The following is a 19,242-nucleotide window of genomic DNA, read 5'->3' on the forward strand; positions in this document are numbered from 1 at the left end:
GCGCGCGACATCATTTTTCCTTGCGCCAGTTGAGCGAACCGCGGTTTTCCACCGTGCTCGATTCCACTTCGATATCGAAGCCGCGGCGCAGCAGGTACTTCAACGTCAGCACCGACCCGCTGCCCACCAGCGAGACGCCGTAGCCGACGTACAGCTTGGGCGAGATGAACTTGCCCACGCCGATCACCGAACCGCCCAGCGCGCGCGACTGGCTCACGCCGGCGTCGTCCAGGCCGAGCTTGGCGCCCAGCTGCGAGGCGAGCAGGCCGCTGCCGGCCGACAGCGCCGCCGAGGCGGCGTTGACCTGCTGGGTCTGGTCGCTGCTGGCGCCGGTGAGGCTGCGGCCCAGCACCAGAAACGCGAGTGCTTCGGACTGCGACATCGTCGGGTCGGACCACACGTCCACGCGCGGCGACTGTGCGCGCCCGGTCACGTCGATACCGGCGGTGACATCGCCCACGCGGCGTTCGGCGCGGATGTTGATGCGCGGGTCGGAAACGGCGTTGTAGTTCCAGTTGAGGTTGCCGCGGGTAATGGTCAGGTCCTGGCCATAGGCCTTGTAGCGCCCGCTGACTTCCAGCGCCCCATTGGCGGTCATCTCGCGGCCCGGCCGCGACCACACCTGCATCTTGCCGCCGAGCCCGCCCTTCAGGCCGAAGCCGGCCATGCGCACGTTGTCGCCCAGGCTCACGGTCAGGTCCATGTCCAGTGGCAGGCTCGGGCCCTCTTCCGGGTCGGCCGGGTCCAGCACCACCACGTCTTCGGACACGGACGTACCGCGATCGAGCCGCTCCAGGTCCAGGTCGGCCTCGGGCACGTGCACGGTGCCGCGCAGCTGCATGGCCGCCTTGGCCAGGGTGAAGTCGAGGGTGGGGTTGGCGACGATGCGCAGTTCCGGCGTATTGGCCAGCAGCACGTTTTCGCCGTGGATATGCAGCTGCAACGGCTGCGCTTCGCCGAACCACGACAGCCCGCCATCGACGAACAGCGTGCCCTTGCCCGAGTTGGCCTGCGCCTTGATCACCGCCGAGCCGTCCGGCTGCGCGGTGAAGGTGCCACTGCCCTGGTCGAAGGTCAGCCCGAGCGCCGGGAACTCACCCTTGAACTTGCTCAGCTTGGCGTCGCCACCGAGCGACGGCGTGCCGCGCGTGCCGCGCAGGCTGACGTGGCCCTCGATCAGGCCGGTGGGGCGAACGATGTCGGGCGAGAACAGCTCCAGCCAGTACAGGCGCGACATGTTGAGGTACAGCTCGCCGTTGAGCGGGGCATTGGCGTCCCAACCGGTCTGCACCTTGGCGTCGACGAAGCCGTCGCCCTGGAAGCCCACACCCAGCTTGGCGTTGATCTGTGCCGGGGTCATCTCCAGCGTGGCCGAGAACTGGTCATAGCGCACCAGCTCGCCGCGCGCGTTGTCACCCAGGCGGATGCCGCCTTCCAGCGAGGCGATCTTGGCGCTGCCTTCCCACGCATTGCCACGCGGGCGGATGCGTCCGTCCAGCGTGATCTCGCCGCGCAGGTGCAGGCGGCGCCCGGACTGCGGCGGCAACCACGGCTGCACCAGCGCCAGCGGCAGCGCGTCACCGCGTACCACCAGCCCATCACGCGGCCAGTTGGCGCTGGCGCACAGCGCGCCGCCGGTGGCCGCACCCAGGCAGGTGTCGCTGAGGGTGAAGTTGCTGCCCTGGATGCCGAACGTGGCTGGCGCACGCAGCGCCCACGCATCGCCCTTGACCGGCGCGATCCGCAGCGCGGCAAGATCGCCACGCCATGCGTTGCCCTGCTGGCGCACGCCACCCTGCAGCGCCACGGCACCCAGTTCGTTCTTCGCCTGCGCGTCCAGGCGCAGGTTGGACAGGCTGCCGCGCGCATCCACGTTGAGCGTGTCCAGCAGCATGCCGACCTGCACGCTGGTGCCCTGCAGTGCCAGCGTGCCGGCATCACCCTGCCACGGCAGGCGACCCTTGAGGCTGATCGATTGGGCGCTCCAGTCCTGGTAGCGCAGCCCGCTGCCGACCAGGTCGGCGGTGATGTCCGGCGCGGTGCGCGGTCCGCGCACCTGCACCTGGCCACGCAGCGTGCCGGTGCTGCCGGGCATCAGGTCGTCCAGCTGCACCGGTTCCAGCTGCGCCTGCACATCCAGGCGGTCGCCGACGCTGCCACTCGCGGTCAGGCGGCTGTTGCCCACCGCCAGCCGCACGTTGCCTTCGCCCTGCTGCCCGCGCAGCGCGAAGCGACCCTGCGCGTCCACGCGGCGGTTGCGCAGCATGCCGTTGATGCCAGGCACGTCCACGGTGGCCTCGTACGACGCGGCCGTGCCGGCGGGACTGCCTGCCGGGGTCGGCAGCTGCCGGCCTTTGGAGGCCAGCGCGCCGGACAGCCGGCCATCCCAGCCGGGCACGAAGTAGCCCGGGTCGAAGGCCGCCAGCTTGGCGGCCACGTCCCAGTCCAGCTGCGGGGCCCAGGCGACCTGGCCGGTGACATCCAGCGCGCCGCCCGGGGTCTTGGCCTGCAGCTGCTTGATCTGCGCGGCGGTGTCGCTGCCGCGCACATCGAATTGCAGGTCGGCCGACTGCTGCTCGCGCTCGACCGAGGCCTTGCCCACCGCAGCCCACGCCTTGAGCGTGCCGGCCAGGCCCATGCGCGCTTCCTTCAGCGTCACCGGCACCGGCTTCGCCGCGCCCGGGGTGGTGGGGTCGGCGGCGGGCACGAACGTCAGGTCATTGGCCACGATCGAGAAGCGCAGGCTGGCGTTCTCGCGGTCGCGGAAATCGGCGGTGCCCTGCAGGCGTGCCTGGCCGCCGAAGCCCTTCACCACCAGCGGCGAAACAGTCAGCACCTGGTCCGCCAGCCCTACCCTGGACGGCGCCAGTTCCACCGCCAGGTCGCCCTGCTGGATGCGGCCCTGCAGGTTGGCCTGGCCGCCCTTGCCGTCGGCCTTGAAATCCAGCGACAGCGGCGTGCTGGTGCTGGCGTCCATCCCCGGCACCAGCAGTGCCAGATCCAGTTCGGTGCTGCGCGCACTGGCTTTCCAGACCGGTTCGTCGCGGCCTTCGAACACCAGGCTGGCCTGCAACGGTGCAGGCGCATGCCCGGCCACCGCGATCTCCATGCGGTCCAGGTCGCCGCGGGCCACCAGGCCCAGCCGTGCCGGCGTACGGCCGCGTGGCGCCGGCAGCACCGCACCAATGGTGATGTCGGTGGCGTAATCGTTGCGCGGTACGTAGCGCCCGTCCACGCGGAAGTCGCCCCGGTCGCTGTCCACCTTGAGCTGTTGCGCGCGGAATTCGCCAGTGGCGATCTCCAGTCCTCCGCGCAGCCGGGTGATGTCGATCAGTGGTTCCTGCGCCTGCGTGATGCGGAACCCGTCGATGATGATCGTGTCGGCCTGGATCGCGAGCGGCATTTCAATCTGCGGCAGCGATTCCGGCCACGACGGCATCTCGAACGGTTCATCGCTCTTGGCCAGGTTCAGCGTGGCGTTCTTGATCTGCAGCGCATCGAGCTGCAGCTTGCGGCCGAGCAGCGGCCGGATGTCCGGGTCCAGGTAGGCACGCTCGGCGGTGAAATGAATATCGTCGTAGCGGAAGTCCAGGTCATGCAGCACCAGCGGCCCGGCGACCGGGCCGTCCACCTTGCTCCAGGTCAGCGTAGCGCCCACCGGCAGCCGCGCCACCACCTGCGCCAGCAGCACGTCACGCCCCGCCACCGTCTGCAGCAGCCAGTACACCAGCAGCAGCGCCAGCAGCACCAGCCCCAGCACGGTGAAGCCCGACCACGCCCAGAACCGGCGCTTGCGGTAGAAGCGGACGCGCGGACGCGGCGTGGGGGTGGACGACGGTGTTGGCGTGCTCACAGATCCGCTCCCACGCTCAGATACAGCTGGAACTGCGAATCCGGATTGTTCAGGCCGTGGGCAACATCGACGCGGACCGGCCCCACCGGCGATTTCCAGCGCACGCCGAAGCCCACGCCAGTGTGCAGGTCGATGGTGTTGTCGAAGGCGCTGCCGGTGTCGACGAACACCGCCCCGCCCCATGGGCCGCCCTTGAAGTAATGCTCGTACTCGGCCGAGGCGGTCACCACGTTCTTGGCACCCAGCGCGAACTTGTCCGGCGGCGCCGTACGCGGGCCGACCTCACGGAACGCGTAGCCACGGATGCTGCGGTCGCCACCGGCGAAGAAGCGCAGGCTGGGCGGCATCGCCACCAGGTCGCTGGTCCAGGTGGTGCCACCCTCGCCGCGCAGGATCAGGCGGTCAGCGTCGCCCACCGGAATGAACCAGCGCAGCATCACGTTGGCCTGCACGAAGCTCGTGTCCGAGCCCGCGCCTTCGATGCCGCCGCGCAGGGTCGCGCTGCCACTGATGCCACGACGTGGCGCCAGCCGGTCGTCCACATTCACGTAGTCGGCCACCAGCTGCGGGTACACCAGGGTGGAGGTGTTGTAGATCGCGTTGGTGAACTCGGTGCCCGAGGCGTAACGCCAGCGCTCGCGCAGTGCGTTGATCGAGGCGATCGCGGTCCAGTTCTCGTTGATCTCGCCACTGCGGCTGCCGGACAACTTGAAATTGCGCAGGTCGATGTAGTCGGTCTGTTCGTCGTACGCACTGGCGGTCAGTGCGTACCAGCCATCCAGCCACTTGAACGCGGGCACCCGGTAGGTGGTGACCAGGCTCTTGCGCTTCTGTGCGTAGTCCAGCTGGGTGTTCATCTTGTGGCCGCGGCTGTTGACGAAGCGGCGCTCCAGGCCGCCACGCACACCGGCGCCGCTCTCGCTGCCGTAGCTCACACCGGCGGTGTACACCGTGCGCTTGGCGCGGGTCAGGTTGACGTCCACCGGCACGTTGCCGTTCGCATCGGCCTGGTCGGGCAACGGCTGGATGTCGATCACGCTGAAGTAGTCCAGCTTGGTCAACGACTCGCGCAGGCGGTCCAGCTTGCCTTCGTGGAAGTAGCTGCCCTTTTCCCAGTACACCAGCGGATCAAACAGCTTGGGGTCGAAGTAGTCTTCGTGGAAGCGGATGTCGCCCATGTTGTAGCGGCGGCCGCTGTCCCAGCTGAGGTCGATGTCCGCCGCATTCTCGGCGCGGGTGATCTCCACCCTGCGCTGGGTGAAATCGGCGTCGAAGTACCCGCGCTCGGCCAGGCGCCGGGTGATGGTGACCCGGCTGGCGTCATACAGCGTGTGCTCGAAGCGCTGGCCCTTGCGCGGGCGGAAATTCTCCAGGTCTTCCTGCAGGTACTGGTCCAGCTGTGCCGGGCCGGTGATGTCGATGTTCTCCCGGCGCACCAGGGTCGGCGGCCCCCTCTCAACATGGATCACCACGCGCAGGTTCTCGCCCTCACGCGGGCTCTCGACCGTGATCACCGGGTTGTAGAAGCCGAACGGCTCAAGGGCCTGGCGGGTCTGGCGTTCGGCCTGGGAAAGCAGATACTCCAGCCGCGATTCGCCCTGCGCTTTGCCGATGGTGTCGTACAGCGACAGCGAGACCTCGATGTTCTCGATCATCTCGGCATCGTCGCCCTTGTCCAGGCCGGTGATGTCCACTTTCTCGACGGTCCCGCGCGCATGCGCCGCCGGAACGGCGGCGAGCAGGAGGAAAATCAGCGGCAGGGCGTATTTCAGAGGCGGCATGGGCACAGGATAGCGGGATACGGCGGGCCGGCAAAACGACATGGGCATCCCGTGCTGGACCAAGCCCATTGTCGTCAGTTGACGGGTAGGCCGCTGTGAAGGCCGCATGATCCGCGTCGGCGGCCGCCTCACGCCCGGCGCGTCACCAATGCCGCTGTGGCTCCAGCCTCGTCCTGAGTTCCTCCCACGTCATGGGCGGCGACACGAAGATGTCATACGGACCGCAGGTCGCGATCCCCGATTCGATACTCACACTGAAGAACTCGGCACCCTTGGACACGTAGTAGCAGTCGCGGACGCCCTCGCGGTACAGGAATCCGAACACGCAGGCATCGGCATGCAGTTCAAGGTTCACCTCGCCCAGCGCCACGTCTTCGGCGGATCGGGCGTTGGGCACCTTCATGCAGACAACGCCGTGGCCCTCACCGTCCCCGAGATACCCGTATGTCAGATAGTCAGCGAGCTTATACGAGAGGGTGCTGCGGAATGCGGCGTGCTCGTCTGGATCCGCCGCGCAGAACTCCAGTGGCCCACCCTCAAGTCGCGCCAGTTCATTCAGGGGAGGACCGGCACCCCCCGGTCTGCCTGCGCAGACCGGGGAAATGCTCACGCTGTTCGAGGTAATTCCTTCAATGGGCATGTCAGTCTCAAACGGGCAGCTGCGGTTCCCACAGCTTGGGAACGGGCTGCTTGGGAGGGTGCTTCACCAGGAACTCGTCGACCCAGGTCTTCTTGCCTTTGGCGTCGGCGAACAGTGTGGTCCACTCGGTGTCGGCCAGTTTTCTCATTTCTGCCTCGGTCTTTCCAGCCTTTTCCCAACTTTCCCTGTTCTTGTTGAAGATGACATCCACCTTTCTGGCCCGCCACCAAGCGGTTCTCTCGGGGTTGTTTTCAAAGCGGTAGAAGACCTTGACCTGCATACCGGGCATGCGGGCGATCATCTCATTGAGCCGTCGATCGCAGCTTCGCGTGCACGGGTTCATTTCCGACACGATGTTGAGGGTGCCACCGAGCCCGTCGATCGTCACGCCAGTGGGACGCCACAGGACAGCGTTCAACGCGGGCACCGCCTGGCCCACCGCGCGGTAGAAGGCATCGAGAATCTTGCCTTCGCTGCACGAGCGGATCTGGTACATGCGGTAAGGGACGCCCGCCTTCCATGTCCTGACATTGGCCGGCAGCAGCCCGGAATCGCCGAACAGCTTTCGCAGCTCGGACGAATAGTCGGCATTGCTCAGCAGAAGGATCTGATCGTCGGTGAGGAGATGGATCGGGGTTTTGACCCGCTTGGTTCCCTTGGGGCCGGGTACTGTGACAACCAGATCCGCTTCCTTCAGGATGATCAACTTTGACGCTTGGCCTTCTTCAAAGTACCGGCCCGTGACGGGCCCAAGATCGCTGCCCCCTGCGTAATATTCATGGTATTGAGCAGACACCTGTGGAACATTGAAGGCCTCCGTGTCAGGCACCAGTACGTATCGGGTGGGCGCGCCGGGCAGTACCCCGTCTGTTCCCAGCAGCGGCCGTCCATTGCCACTGAGCGCCGTAGCCTTCAGCGGGAACGTAGACGGCAGTTCCAGCCGCTGCCCGTCGTAGGTGATATCCGACACCGTATAGCCTGCCACGTTGCCGATGTCGAAGCTGTCCAAGTCACCAAACGACCGCTTTTCCAGTTCCTTCAGGCGTGCGGCGGCGGTGTCGTCCATTTCCTCCACCGTCTCGTCCATCCTGATCCCCTTGCGCTGGTCAGCCTTCAGCTTTCTCAGGTCCGCCGCCTGCTTGTTCAGGGCGTCAAACTCCACCTTTTCAGCCGAGTAGTAGAGGTCTTTCCTCTTGAGCGAGGCGTGGGTCGTGTCCATCAACTGGGTCACCGCATCACGCACCGCCCTTTCCTGGGGGGAGATCGAGATGGACGGAAGGAAAGGATCAGCCGGTACCGGCCCGCAGTCGTCCGCGCGCTTGGCCCGCCCACCCGGCGCCCTCGGCAAACTGCATACGGCCACGATCGGCGAGTTCTTCATGTCGTCCAGCACCGCGCGGCGCAGGTCGGTCGGCTCCGCAAGCCCCCCGGACCTGCCCAGCATCGATGTCCGCTCGGCAGGCGTCAGCTGCTCGAATATGCCCTCCTGCCAGGTCGCGTACACCTTGCCACTGGCGTCGGTGGGAAGCTGGCCAGCGCTGCCGGCAAAGAACAGCTTGACCGCCGGCACGTCCGGGTTGGACGCGGTCAGCAGCAGTTCGATGCGGTCACCCTCGATGCTGATGGCCCTTACATCCCGGCCCGGCAGGACCGTCTTCAGGTGGATGCCGAGCTCGTTGACCTGCGCGAGGGTGTGCACGTTGCCCTGGATGATGGCCTCACGCTGCTGGCTCTGCGCCCGGTTGGCCAGCACATTGGACACTGCCGTGTGGATTTCCGGCGGAAACTCCCAGGATTCCAACTGGTACTTCTGCTGCAGCGTGGCGCTGTTCACCAGTTCCTCGGCCTCGGCCTTGGTAAGGTCGCGGTAGTGCTTGACCAGATTGTCGGCTGCGGTGGGCAGGTGGTGCTGCAGGGTGAGCCAGCGCTGCCAGCTTTGCAGGCTCTGCGTCGGGTTGGCGCCAATCGTGCGCGCCAGCTCCGCACGCACGGCCTTGGCAAGCGTGGCGTCGTCTGCTTCCGGCGGCAGCCCGAGGCGGCGCAGCAGTGCGTCCTGGTCCGCGGAGGCAATCATCTTCTCCAGGGTAGGCAGGTCCCTCGGGTTCTTTACCTTTACATGCAGCCCTGGGTTGCCGTTGCCGAAGCGCGCCAGCTGGGTCCACTCGCGCCCGACGATCGTATAGGTCACAACGCCCTTGCCGTTGCCCAGCTTTTCACTGTCGGCCCAGGCCCGCATGATCACTACTTCGTCGCCAGGGAGCCCCAGCGAACCAGGGTTCTCGACGATCTCCGCGATCCGCAGCTCCATCAGGTATTTGTCGACGGCCGCCTGCACCTGGGCGTTCGGCTGCCTCAGCGTGAGATGACCAAACATGGCTTCCAGCTCGCTCTGCCGCGCAGGCGGCAGCAGCTCGGCCTTCTCCAGGGCATTCTTGGCCCAGTCCGGCGAGCCCGGCCGGTTGTGCGGCGTGGTGGCACCGCGAACGGTGGGCGGCTCGTCATTGCGCTGCCAGCGGCCGTTGCGGAATTCCACCGGCGCACCCACGGCGGCGCTGTCGTCCGGATCGCGCAGGCGCAGCGTGCCATCGGCGTCGGTGGAGACCTCCACGAAGCTGTTTTCCTGCTTGATGTAGTGCCTGTTGCCCTGCTGGTACAGCTGGGCACCGCCCTGCTGCCGGCCGCCCAGCATGGGCAGGTCGGCAAGTTCCGTACGCGGGCGCGCGAACGCGTCGTTGACAGCCGCCTCCGGGGTAAATGCCCGCCGCTGCAGCTTCCACTGCACCACCGCGGTGGCCGCCTCCCTCACACTCTTGAACGCGCCGCGGTTCAACTGGAACAGCAGCTTGGGGATGCGTGCGATTTCCGCGATATCGATCAGGTCCACCACGATCCCGGCAATCATCGCAGCGGCGCCATCGCGGTCACCCTGCCTCAGCAGGCGCGCGGCCTCGCCTACCTCCGCCGCTACCAGGGCGAGGCTGCCGGCCGCGCATGCAGCTGCCCCCAGACCGCCCGTGGCGAGCGTGCAGACCAGGCCGACCCCGATCGCACCGACCAGTTTAAGCGCCTCGACCATACGCTCCAGCTTGCTGACGGTGATCTCGTCCACATCGGCAATGCGGCCCTCGATCAGCACGCGTGCCGCGTCGCCCGGCCCTTGGGTCCGTGCAAAGCCCACGGAAAATCCGCCGGGCGTGCTGCTGTGGGTGAACGCTCCGGCGGTCTTTTCGTGGAACTCGTACAACGTACGGGCGCGGATGTACGCTTCTGCTTCCGATCGCTTCAACCAGTCCAGGAACGCGTCGTGGCGCAGGACCAGGTCGCCGGTACTGGTATCGGGCAGAAACACAAAAGCAGCACCGTCTGCCTCGATGGCCCAGAGGCCTGTAATCGGCTCGTCCTTGATGGTCACCGTCTGCAGGCTCGATGGGCGGTCGTCGATACGCGCGAACGCAACGCGCAGCGCCCGGAGTTCGTCTTCGCTGATCACACCATGGCGCCCCGCCTCTTCGATCATCCAGTCAAGGCGGAGGCGGATCTGGCTGGCCAGGGCATCAATAAAATCCCGACCCGGGCGGGTGTTGGGCAGCGCGTCCAGATAGCGCTTGTAGTCCTCCGCCAGGCGGTTGGAGTCGGCGAAGTCCTCCAGCACGGAGAACACGGCGCGCAGCGCGGTGTCCTCCTGCAGGATGTCCGTGGTGACCTGGTCAACGCGGCCATCGGGATGCCGGGCTTCGATGCGGATCCCGTCCAGTTCGTCGTCGCTTGGCCACGGCTTCTGCTCCATGCGCAGGTTCGGCCCGCCTTCCACGTCCAGGATGCCATCCCGTGCCTGCTCGGGCATCCAGGGGCGGCTCAGCTGGGTGGCCTGGAACCCATTGCTCGCCCAGTCGGTCAGCGACATTTCATTGCCCCCGATGTCCATGTACACATTGCTGGCGTTGAAGCCCTGTGGGAGCTTGATGGCGTAGGTTGCCAGCGTGTTCACGATCTCTTTGCTGGCGGCCGGCTCCGAATGCTTCGACAGCGAGGACAGCACGGTGTCGTGCAGGTGGTTGTAACGGGCCTGCGCGTTGACGTTGGCAATGCCGAGCGGACTCCAGCGCCACAGGTTGTTGTCCTGGTGCTCCTGCTGCGCGTCCACCATGTGTACGAGCAGGCGGTCCACCCAGTGTTCCAGCGCGCGCGCGTTGTCGGTCGGGGTGTTGAAGTCCAGCACGAAACTATCGTTCGGGTTGAAGCCTACCGGCGAAGCGTGGCCTGCCTGGAAGTAGGTAAACCGGGCGGGCCATTCCTGCACGCGCTCGCGCAGCTCCTGGCGCAGCTCGCGCGGTGCGGCGTTGACGATGTCCTGGGCCAGGGTGTGGTCAACGTCACTGCCGGCGACGAACATGTCGCGCTTTGCGTTGGTGGCAGTCATGAACTCGCGGAAGCGCGTTTCATCGTGGAATACATGGAACGTTGCATGGTCCGCGCGGTACAGCACCACCTGTCCGTTGAGCGCTTCGTCGTCGCTGGTGCTGCGCAGGACCAGGTAGTTGGGGACCTCGATCTTCACTTCTTTGCCATTGGTCAGCCGGTCGGCGTAGCGCAGCGACGACCACTCCACGTCGCGTGCACCATTCAGGAACCCCAGCACGATCTCGGCACCGCGCAGCTGGCTGGATCCGCTCCCCAGCGTGCCCTCCGCCTTGGCTCTGAGGGCGTCGATGCGCAGCTGGAGCAGCAGCGCCTTCTCCACCGTGGGCCGGAGCGACTCCACGTTCGAGGCAATGGTGGCGCCCAGCGAGCGACATGCGTTGCCGGTCACGAAGTTCTCCAGCACCGCAGCCTCTGACCGGTCCACCGCGACCCCGTCACGCAGGAACGTCCGCGCATACGGGGTCGTGTCGGCGCGCGCCACGCAATATTCCAGCAGCGGCACGCGATCATCCACCAGCGTTCCGTGGACGAACGTGCCGTCCTTCTGCTGCCGCACCTGCACCTCGATGGTATTCCAGGGTCCACGCCAGCCGGCCGACTGTAGTGCCGTGTCCATCGCTGAGGGGGCGATGGTGTCCAGCGGTGCCAGCTCATCCCCCAGTTGACGCAGCTCATGCATGTCGAAGGCGAGCGCTTCCATCTCCGAGCCATGCAGCGCAGCGATCCACTCCCAGCCAGGTTGCGTCGCAACGTCCTTCATCACCTCCCTGGTCCACAGCCGGTATGCGAGGGTTTCTTCAAGCAGGGTGGCGTCATCGAGGACCCCGTCCAGCTGCTCCTGTGTCAGCCCCAGCGTTGCGGGGTCTCGCGCTGCGGGTGGAGTGTTGGCGCCGCTGCCGGCGACGTCGCGCCGCTGGCGACCCGGTTGGTCCTCCTCCAGCGGGCCAAGAAGGAGCGCAAGACCGGTGGCCCACCTGCCCTCGGTGTCCGCGTACATCTCGCCGGCGAGCCGTTCAACCTGCGCCCGAGCGTCGCCATCGGAGTGGGGCGGGGTGCGGAAAAGGTAGCTGACCCCTGCCGCCGCAGCGCTCAGCACGCTGCCGACGGCAACCACCGTTGCGGCAACCGGATTGCGTTTCACTCTCGCTGACACCGCACTGAACATCCCAGTGGTGGCACTGAGCACAGCGTCAGCGGTCACGTCCGTGCCATCCGGCTCCACGTTTGCCTCCACGTCCCGCAGCAACGAGCTGCCCATGTCCCGCATCTCGGTTCCCGCCTGCTCCTCCAGTGCTGTACCGGACGCGCGCGCGGCGCTGAACAGGGCGGTGAAGGCTCCGACCAGCCAGGACAGCCCACTGCCTTGCCGCCGCGTGCCTGCCGAGGTGGTATCGGTGTCGGGCGGGAGTACCACCTCGGCCGGGGGAAGGACGGCGATTGGGCCGCCTGCGCTCGGTTTTCCCGGCGTCATCCACTCCTCTTGTGGGACGTCGCACCAGCTCGGGACAATGACGCCCGTCCTGACGCCGTCCCTGGCCGCCCTGTTCTCGGCTGCGACGGCATTGAGTCCTTTCTGGTGGTCAATCCGCGCCTCTTTCTGCTCTGGGGTGAGCTTCACACGGCGGGACGTCAGTTCTGCCTCTCCGCTTTCGACCACGGGGGCAAACAGCGCACCGCCCGTGCTGTTGAGACCCGACAACGTGCGCCAGTGGTCGGGCAATGCGGCCACGAATCTCCCCAGGCCGGTAAGTGCGCGCTGGGGGCGTGGCAACCGGGATTGCACGCCCCACAGCAGCGCCGCTACGGGCAATGCCATCCAGATCTGCGTGATATTCAGCGGCAACGACTGCGACTGGTCTTTCTCCTCGATCCAGTGGTGCATCGTCTCCAGCGCGCCGAGGACCTCGGCGGGGAGGGACTGGATAAGCTGCTCAAGCACCTCCCAGCTCCTTACTGCGGGGAGCAGCGGCGTCAATGACGCGAGCGACCAAGCAACGCTGCTCCAGTTGCGCTCGTAGAGCGAGAAGCCGATCTGTTTGCCCGTCAGGAGCGCCGCGGGCCAATGCCCGAGCGTGGACAGCAAGGCCATTATCGTGCGGTTGAGCACCGCACTGGTGGCGTTGGAGAGGAATGCAGTGAGGACATCTGGATCCGCCGAGCGATGCTCCATCAGCGCGCGGTAGTAGCGGGTGATCGCTGCGCGGGAGTCCGGATCGGACGCCGGCCCTGAGGCCGCATCGAGGTCGCGCTGCATCAACGCTGCAACCTGGGCCGCCCGGTCAAATCCACAGGCAAGGATGGCTTTCATGACCGCCTGCTCTTCAAGATCCAGTGGTATCGGAGGGAATCCCGCCATGGACCCATGCGCTTTGCGCACGCCGACCTGCATGCACAGTGAGGCATTGACCATTCCCTCCGGCCCATGGAAGGGTCTCCCCCGGTGGGCGGCAGCTGCGCCAGCGTCCGGCGGGACATCAACCGCTCCACCTTCGTTCCGCTTGCTGTGGGAGGAGGAAACGAGCTGGGCAGCAGATGATGGCGTCGGCATTTCGATTGGCTTTCCGGAAAGGGAGGGTGAGCGAGCGCAGCTGCGTCGCTGTCGGGATGCGTCCCGATCATCGTGTTCTCCCAGTCGCGACCGATTTCAGAAATTGATCGTTTTTTTCTTTTGCTGCTACTCGCTCAATCAATATTCAGAGTCGTTGCACTGCATTTCGCTTGCACGTGTCGAATGCGCAACAAAAAAGCGCCCGGACATGCCGGGCGCTTCAAGGACTTCAGCAACGATTGCGTGCGTTCGCGTCAGCTCGACAGATGCTCGATCGCCGCCACGCTACCCAGTCGGTCACCCAGGCGCTTGAGCAGCGCCAGGCGGTTGCCCCGCAGCGCCGGATCGTCGGCATTGACCATGACTGCGTCGAAGAACGCATCCACCTGCGCCCGCAGGCGGGCAAGGCGGGCCAGCACGCTGACGTAATCCTTCTGATGCAGGCTGGCATTGCTGTCGTCGATGGCAGCTTCCACGGCTTCGGCCAGTTCGCTCTCGGCCGGCTCGACCAGCAGTGCCGGATCGACCATGCCCGGAATCTCGCCCTCGGCCTTGCGCAGGATGTTGCGGATGCGCTTGTTCGCCGCGGCCAGTGCCTCGGCCTCGGGCAGGGCGGCGAAGATGCCGATGGCCTCGATGCGGCGGTCGACGTCGTACAGCGACGCCGGCTTCAGCTCGGCTACCGCGTTGAAGTGGGTGGCCGGCACGCCCTTGTCGGCGTAGTAGCCGCGCAGGCGGTCGATGATGAAGTCATACAGCTCCTGCGGCAGCGCCTCGGTCTTGCGCTCGGCACTGGGCTGCACGGCGGCCGGCAGCCCGGCCAGCGCCGCACCCAGCAGCGCGCGCAGGTCCAGGTCGAAGCCCGACTCGATGATGGTGCGGGCCAGGCCCAGCGCGTTGCGGCGCAGCGCGAACGGGTCCTTGTTGCCGGTCGGCTTGAGGCCGGCGGCGAAACCGCCCGCCAGCGTGTCCACGCGCTCGGCGATGGCCAGCACCTTGCCCAGCGCGGACAGCGCGATGTCATCGCCACCGAAGCGCGGCTGGTAGGCCTCGTCGATGGCCAGCGCCACCTCCGGCGATTCGCCACCGGTCACGGCATAGTGGCGACCCGCGATGCCCTGCAGTTCGGGGAATTCGTTGACCATGCGCGACTGCAGGTCATTCTTGGCCAGCACCGCCGCGCGCTTGGCCAGCACCGGGTCGGCACCCACCTGCGGGGCGATCGCCTCGGCCAGCGCGACCACGCGCGCGACCTTGTCGGCCACGCTGCCGAGCTTGGCCTGGTAGGTAACGGTCTTCAGCCCGTCCCCCATCGACTCCAGACCCTGCTTGAGATCTTCATCGAAGAAGAACTTGGCGTCGGAGAAGCGCGGGCGGATCACCCGCTCGTAGCCCTTGGCCACTTCGGCCACATCCTTCGACTCGATGTTCGCGATGCCGATGAACTTCTCGGTCAGCTTGCCGTTGGTGTCCAGCACCGGGAAGAACTTCTGGTTGATCTCCATGGTCTCGATCAACGCTTCCTGCGGTACCGCCAGGAACTCGCGTTCGAAACTGCACAGCACCGGCGCCGGCCATTCGACCAGGTTGACCACCTGTTCCAGGTTGTCGTCGGTGATGCGCGCCTGGCCACCGGCCTTGGCGGCTTCGGCATTCACCGCCTCCACGATGCGCGTGCGGCGCGCGTCGGCGTCCACCAGCACGTAGGCGGCCTGCAGCGAGCTCACGTAGTCGTCCGGCGAGGACAGCCACACGGTCTTGTCGTGCATGAAGCGATGGCCGCGGCTCATCCGGTCGGAGGTCAGGCCCAGCAGCTCGGCTTCGATCACATCCTTGCCGTGCAGCAGCACCAGCCAGTGCACCGGGCGGGCGAACCCATAGGCGTGGCTGCCCCAGCGCATCGGCTTGGGAATCGGCATGGCGGCGATGGCCTCGGCCAGGATCTCCGGCAGCAGCGCGGCGGTGCGCGCGCCCGGGGTCACCGAACGGTGTACGAAGCGCTCGCCCTTGGCATCGCGGGTGCGCTCCAGCGCGGTCCAGTCGATCCCGGCCTTGGCCGCGAAACCCTGCAGTGCCTTGGTCGGCTGGCCATCGGCGTCCAGCGCGATGTTCAGGTACGGGCCCAGCACTTCACCGTTCTGCTCGGGCTGCTCCACGGCCACGCCGGGCAGCAGCACCGCCAGGCGGCGCGGGGTGGACAGGGGCTTGGCATCGCCGCGGTCCACGGCCACGCCACGCTTGGCCAGGCCGTCCACGACGCCATCGAAGAACGCCTGGGCCAGGCCCGGCAGCGCCTTCACGGGCAGCTCTTCGGTACCCAGTTCGATCAGCAGCGGCAGCATCGTGCTCATGCCTGCACCTCCTTGGCGGCCACCGCTTCGATGCGCTTGGCTTCATACAGTTTTGCCACCGCCTGGGCCAGCGCGCGCACGCGCAGGATGTAGCGCTGGCGCTCGGTGACGCTGATCGCGCGGCGCGCGTCCAGCAGGTTGAACGAATGGCTGGCCTTGCACACCTGCTCGTAGGCTGGCAGTGGCAGGCCCACCTCGACCAGCTTCTGCGCTTCCTTCTCGCACGCGTCGAAGCGGTGGAACAGTTCTTCCACGTCGGCATATTCGAAGTTGTAGGTGCTCTGCTCGACTTCGTTCTGCAGGTACACATCGCCGTAGGTCACCGGCGTGCCATCCGGACCGTAGGTCCAGACCAGGTCATAGACGTTGTCGCAGTTCTGCAGGTACATGCACAGGCGCTCGAGACCATAGGTGATCTCGCCCAGCACCGGCCTGCACTCCAGGCCACCGGCCTGCTGGAAGTAGGTGAACTGGGTGACTTCCATGCCGTTGAGCCACACTTCCCAGCCCAGGCCCCAGGCGCCCAGCGTGGGCGATTCCCAGTTGTCTTCGACGAACCGCAGGTCGTGCACCAGCGGGTCGATACCCAGCGCCTTGAGCGAATCCAGGTACAGCTGCTGGATGTTGTCCGGGCTGGGCTTCATCGCCACCTGGTACTGGTAATAGCGCTGCAGGCGGTTCGGGTTCTCGCCGTAGCGGCCGTCGGTGGGACGACGCGACGGCTGCACGTACGCCGCATTCCAGCTTTCCGGGCCGATCGAGCGCAGGAAGGTGGCCGGGTGGAAGGTGCCCGCACCGACCTCCAGGTCCAGCGGCTGGATCAGCACGCAGCCCTGCTGCGCCCAATACTGGTTGAGGGTCTGGATCAGGCCCTGGAAAGTGATCGGAACGTTCTTCGTGGCGGCCATGCGGCGGAGTCTTGCCTGCTCAGGGGGTGCGCTAGTATAGCGACGGACCGCGCGCCGGCATTCCAGGCAACCGCCATCACGCCGTGCAGCTGCCGCTCCGAGGATTCTGGCGCCATGGAACACCGCTCACCGGCAACGCTCGCCCCCGCTGCTGCTCCGGGGCCCCTGCCGCCGGGCCGGCTGGTCTTCGAACAGGTCGCCGCCGCGCTGGTCGCCGACGGCCTGGTCGCGGCGACGGACCTGGAACGCATCCGGTTTTCCGGCCAGGGCGCGCGCAATGCCAGCGAAGTGCACCCGCTGGTGCTGCTGGCCAACCTGAAACTGGCCGCCACCGGCGGCGGCGAGCTGGGCCTGGAGCGGCTGACCGAGTGGCTGTCCACCCGCACCGGCACCCGCTACCTGCGCATCGATCCCACCCGCGTGGACGTGTCGGCGGTGACCGCGCTGGTCTCGCATGCCTATGCCCGCCGCCACCGTTTCCTGCCGCTGGCCGTGGACAGCGAACGCCTGCTGGTGGCCACCAGCGAGCCGCTGGCCCAGGAGTGGCTGCTCGATCTGCAGCACCTGACCCGGCGCCGGATCGAGCTGGCCATGGTCAACCCGCTGGACCTGCATCGCTACACGATGGAGTTCTACGGGGTGACCCGCTCGGTGCGCGGTGCACGCGGCGATGTCCGCAGCGAACCCAGCGGCACCCTGCCCAGCTTCGAGCAGCTGGTGGAGCTGGGCCGCGCCGGCGACGTGAATGCCGACGACCAGCACGTGGTGCATATCGTCGACTGGCTGCTGCAGTACGCGTTCGAACAGCGCGCCTCGGACATCCACCTGGAGCCGCGCCGCGACATGGGACGCATGCGCTTCCGCATCGACGGGGTGCTGCACAAGGTGTTCGAGGTCCCCCCGGCGGTGATGACCGCCGTGGTCAGCCGCATCAAGGTGCTGGGCCGCATGGACCTGGCCGAGCGCCGGCGCCCGCAGGATGGCCGCATCAAGACCCGCTCGCCGGGTGGGCGCGAGGTCGAAATGCGCCTCTCGACCATGCCCACGGCCTTCGGCGAGAAGTGCGTGATGCGCATCTTCGATCCGGACGCGGCGTTCAAGACCATCGACCAGCTCGGCTTCAGCCCCCAGGAGGCGGCCGGCTGGACGGCGCTGGTGGAGCGGCCGCACGGCATCGTGCTGGTCACCGGCCCCACCGGCTCGGGCAAGACCACCACGCTGTATTCGACGCTGAAGCGGCTGGCCACGCCGGACGTCAACGTCTGCACGGTGGAGGACCCGATCGAGATGATCGCGCCCGAGTTCAACCAGATGCAGGTGCAGACCAACATCGACCTGGACTTCGCCGCCGGCGTGCGCACGCTGCTGCGGCAGGACCCGGACATCATCATGATCGGCGAAATCCGCGACCTGGAGACGGCGCAGATGGCGGTGCAGGCCTCGCTGACCGGCCACTTGGTGCTGTCCACGCTGCATACCAACGACGCCCCCTCGGCGATCACCCGCCTGCTCGACCTGGGCGTGCCGCATTACCTGCTGGCGAGCACCCTCAACGGGGTACTGGCCCAGCGCCTGGTCCGCACCCTGTGCCCGCACTGCAAGGTGCCCACGGTGCTCAGCGGCGCCCAATGGGCGGTGCTGGCTGATGCCGATGAAGCATTACCAGAGTCGCCCACGCCATATGCACCGGCCGGATGCATCGACTGCCGGCGCACCGGCTACCTGGGCCGGGTAGGCCTGTATGAGCTGCTGCCATTGGGCTCGCGCCTGCGCAGGCTGATCCGGGCGGACATGGATCTGGCCGGTTTCAGCCAGGCTGCCCGTGCTGAAGGGGTACGAACCCTGCGCCGCGCGGGACTTGAAAAGGTGGCGGCAGGGCTGACTACAATCGAGGAAGTCCTGACCGTACTGCCTCCCCCCGATGAACCGCGCCCCCTTCCTGATTCTTGAAACCGGCCAACCGGTCGCCTCGCTGCGCCGGTACGGTCGGTTTCCGCACTGGATCCGGGTCGCCGCGGGGCTGGATGCCGACGAGACGGTGGTGGTCGATGTGGAGCACGGCGGCCAGCTGCCCGACCCGCGCGATTTCGCCGGGGTGATCATCAGCGGCTCGGCGGCCTACGTCACCGACCGCGCGGACTGGAGCGAGCGCAGCGCGCAGTGGCTGCGCGACGCGGCGCACGACGACCGCCCGGTGTTCGGCATCTGCTACGGGCATCAGCTGCTGGCGCACGCGCTGGGCGGCGAAGTGGCCTACAACCCGGCCGGCCGCGAGTCGGGCACGATCGAGCTGGCGCTGGAGCCTTCGGCGGTTGACGACCCGTTGTTCGCCGGCCTGCCGGCGCGCTTTCCGGCCCACGCCACCCACCTGCAGACGGTGCTGCGCGCGCCCGACGGCGCGGCGATCCTGGCGCGCTCGGCGCAGGACAACTGCCACGCCTTCCGCTGGGGCCGCCATGCCTGGGGCGTGCAGTTCCACCCGGAGTTCGCCACGCACCACATGCGCGGCTACGTCCGCGCCCGCGCCGACTGCATCGGCCGCCACGGCGGCTGCGCACGAACGGTGGCCCGCGACGTCAGCGCCGCCCCGCTGGCGCGCCAGTTGCTGCGCCGCTTCGTGCGCCAGGCGCGCAACAGCTGAGGGGCGCTGCCGAAGCGTCGGTTCCTTCAGGTGGTGGGCGCGGAAAACAGGGATAATCGATTCGATTCGGGGCGTGCGCGCCCCTCCTCCCCTGTTCC

General features: G+C 67.1%; 8 protein-coding genes. 2 read left to right on the forward strand and 6 right to left on the reverse strand.

Annotated elements, in window-relative coordinates:
• Positions 1–10: 10 nt before the first annotated feature.
• The 6 genes from AC3ITN_RS19280 to glyQ all read right to left on the reverse strand — a co-directional run bounded on the left by AC3ITN_RS19280 (position 11) and on the right by glyQ (position 16,503).
• Complete coding sequence (locus AC3ITN_RS19280; protein ID WP_489391570.1) at positions 11–3,853, reverse strand: translocation/assembly module TamB domain-containing protein; 3,843 nt, start codon at positions 3,851–3,853, stop codon at positions 11–13.
• Complete coding sequence (locus AC3ITN_RS19285; protein WP_489391571.1) at positions 3,850–5,634, reverse strand: autotransporter assembly complex protein TamA; 1,785 nt, start codon at positions 5,632–5,634, stop codon at positions 3,850–3,852. Before AC3ITN_RS19285 ends, AC3ITN_RS19280 begins: the two co-directional genes overlap by 4 nt.
• 142 nt (positions 5,635–5,776) lie before the next feature.
• A complete protein-coding gene (locus AC3ITN_RS19290) occupies positions 5,777–6,037 on the reverse strand; it encodes a hypothetical protein (RefSeq protein WP_313347706.1) in 261 nt (86 codons plus the stop codon).
• A gap of 244 nt (positions 6,038–6,281) precedes the next feature.
• A complete protein-coding gene (locus AC3ITN_RS19295; protein WP_489391572.1) occupies positions 6,282–13,004 on the reverse strand; it encodes a hypothetical protein in 6,723 nt (2,240 codons plus the stop codon).
• A gap of 494 nt (positions 13,005–13,498) precedes the next feature.
• On the reverse strand, positions 13,499–15,595 hold the full coding sequence (glyS, locus tag AC3ITN_RS19300; RefSeq protein ID WP_489391573.1) for a glycine--tRNA ligase subunit beta: 2,097 nt from the start codon (positions 15,593–15,595) through the stop codon (positions 13,499–13,501).
• Positions 15,592–16,503, reverse strand: a complete 912-nt coding sequence (gene glyQ, locus AC3ITN_RS19305; protein ID WP_313347709.1) for a glycine--tRNA ligase subunit alpha — start codon at positions 16,501–16,503, stop codon at positions 15,592–15,594. The genes glyS and glyQ overlap by 4 nt, the downstream gene beginning before the upstream one ends.
• A gap of 114 nt (positions 16,504–16,617) precedes the next feature.
• Between glyQ and AC3ITN_RS19310 the strand changes: the two genes are divergently transcribed.
• Both AC3ITN_RS19310 and AC3ITN_RS19315 read left to right on the forward strand, forming a co-directional pair.
• Entirely contained in the window at positions 16,618–18,453 is a 1,836-nt protein-coding gene (locus AC3ITN_RS19310; RefSeq protein WP_489391574.1) for a GspE/PulE family protein, read from the forward strand.
• Positions 18,425–19,144, forward strand: coding sequence for a glutamine amidotransferase (locus tag AC3ITN_RS19315; protein ID WP_489391575.1), 720 nt, complete (start codon positions 18,425–18,427; stop codon positions 19,142–19,144). Before AC3ITN_RS19310 ends, AC3ITN_RS19315 begins: the two co-directional genes overlap by 29 nt.
• The last annotated feature ends 98 nt before the right edge of the window (positions 19,145–19,242 follow it).

The organism is Stenotrophomonas sp. KH_036_B (assembly GCF_057839485.1).

Bases quoted from the DNA above. Each gene is read 5' to 3' on its own strand.
- AC3ITN_RS19285 (WP_489391571.1), bottom strand. From the start codon at position 5,634: ATGCCGCCTCTGAAATACGCCCTGCCGCTGATTTTCCTCCTGCTCGCC.
- AC3ITN_RS19290 (WP_313347706.1), bottom strand. From the start codon at position 6,037: ATGAAGGTGCCCAACGCCCGATCCGCCGAAGACGTGGCGCTGGGCGAG.
- AC3ITN_RS19295 (WP_489391572.1), bottom strand. From the start codon at position 13,004: ATGAAAGCCATCCTTGCCTGTGGATTTGACCGGGCGGCCCAGGTTGCA.
- glyS (WP_489391573.1), bottom strand. From the start codon at position 15,595: ATGAGCACGATGCTGCCGCTGCTGATCGAACTGGGTACCGAAGAGCTG.
- glyQ (WP_313347709.1), bottom strand. From the start codon at position 16,503: ATGGCCGCCACGAAGAACGTTCCGATCACTTTCCAGGGCCTGATCCAG.
- AC3ITN_RS19310 (WP_489391574.1), top strand. From the start codon at position 16,618: ATGGAACACCGCTCACCGGCAACGCTCGCCCCCGCTGCTGCTCCGGGG.
- AC3ITN_RS19315 (WP_489391575.1), top strand. From the start codon at position 18,425: ATGAACCGCGCCCCCTTCCTGATTCTTGAAACCGGCCAACCGGTCGCC.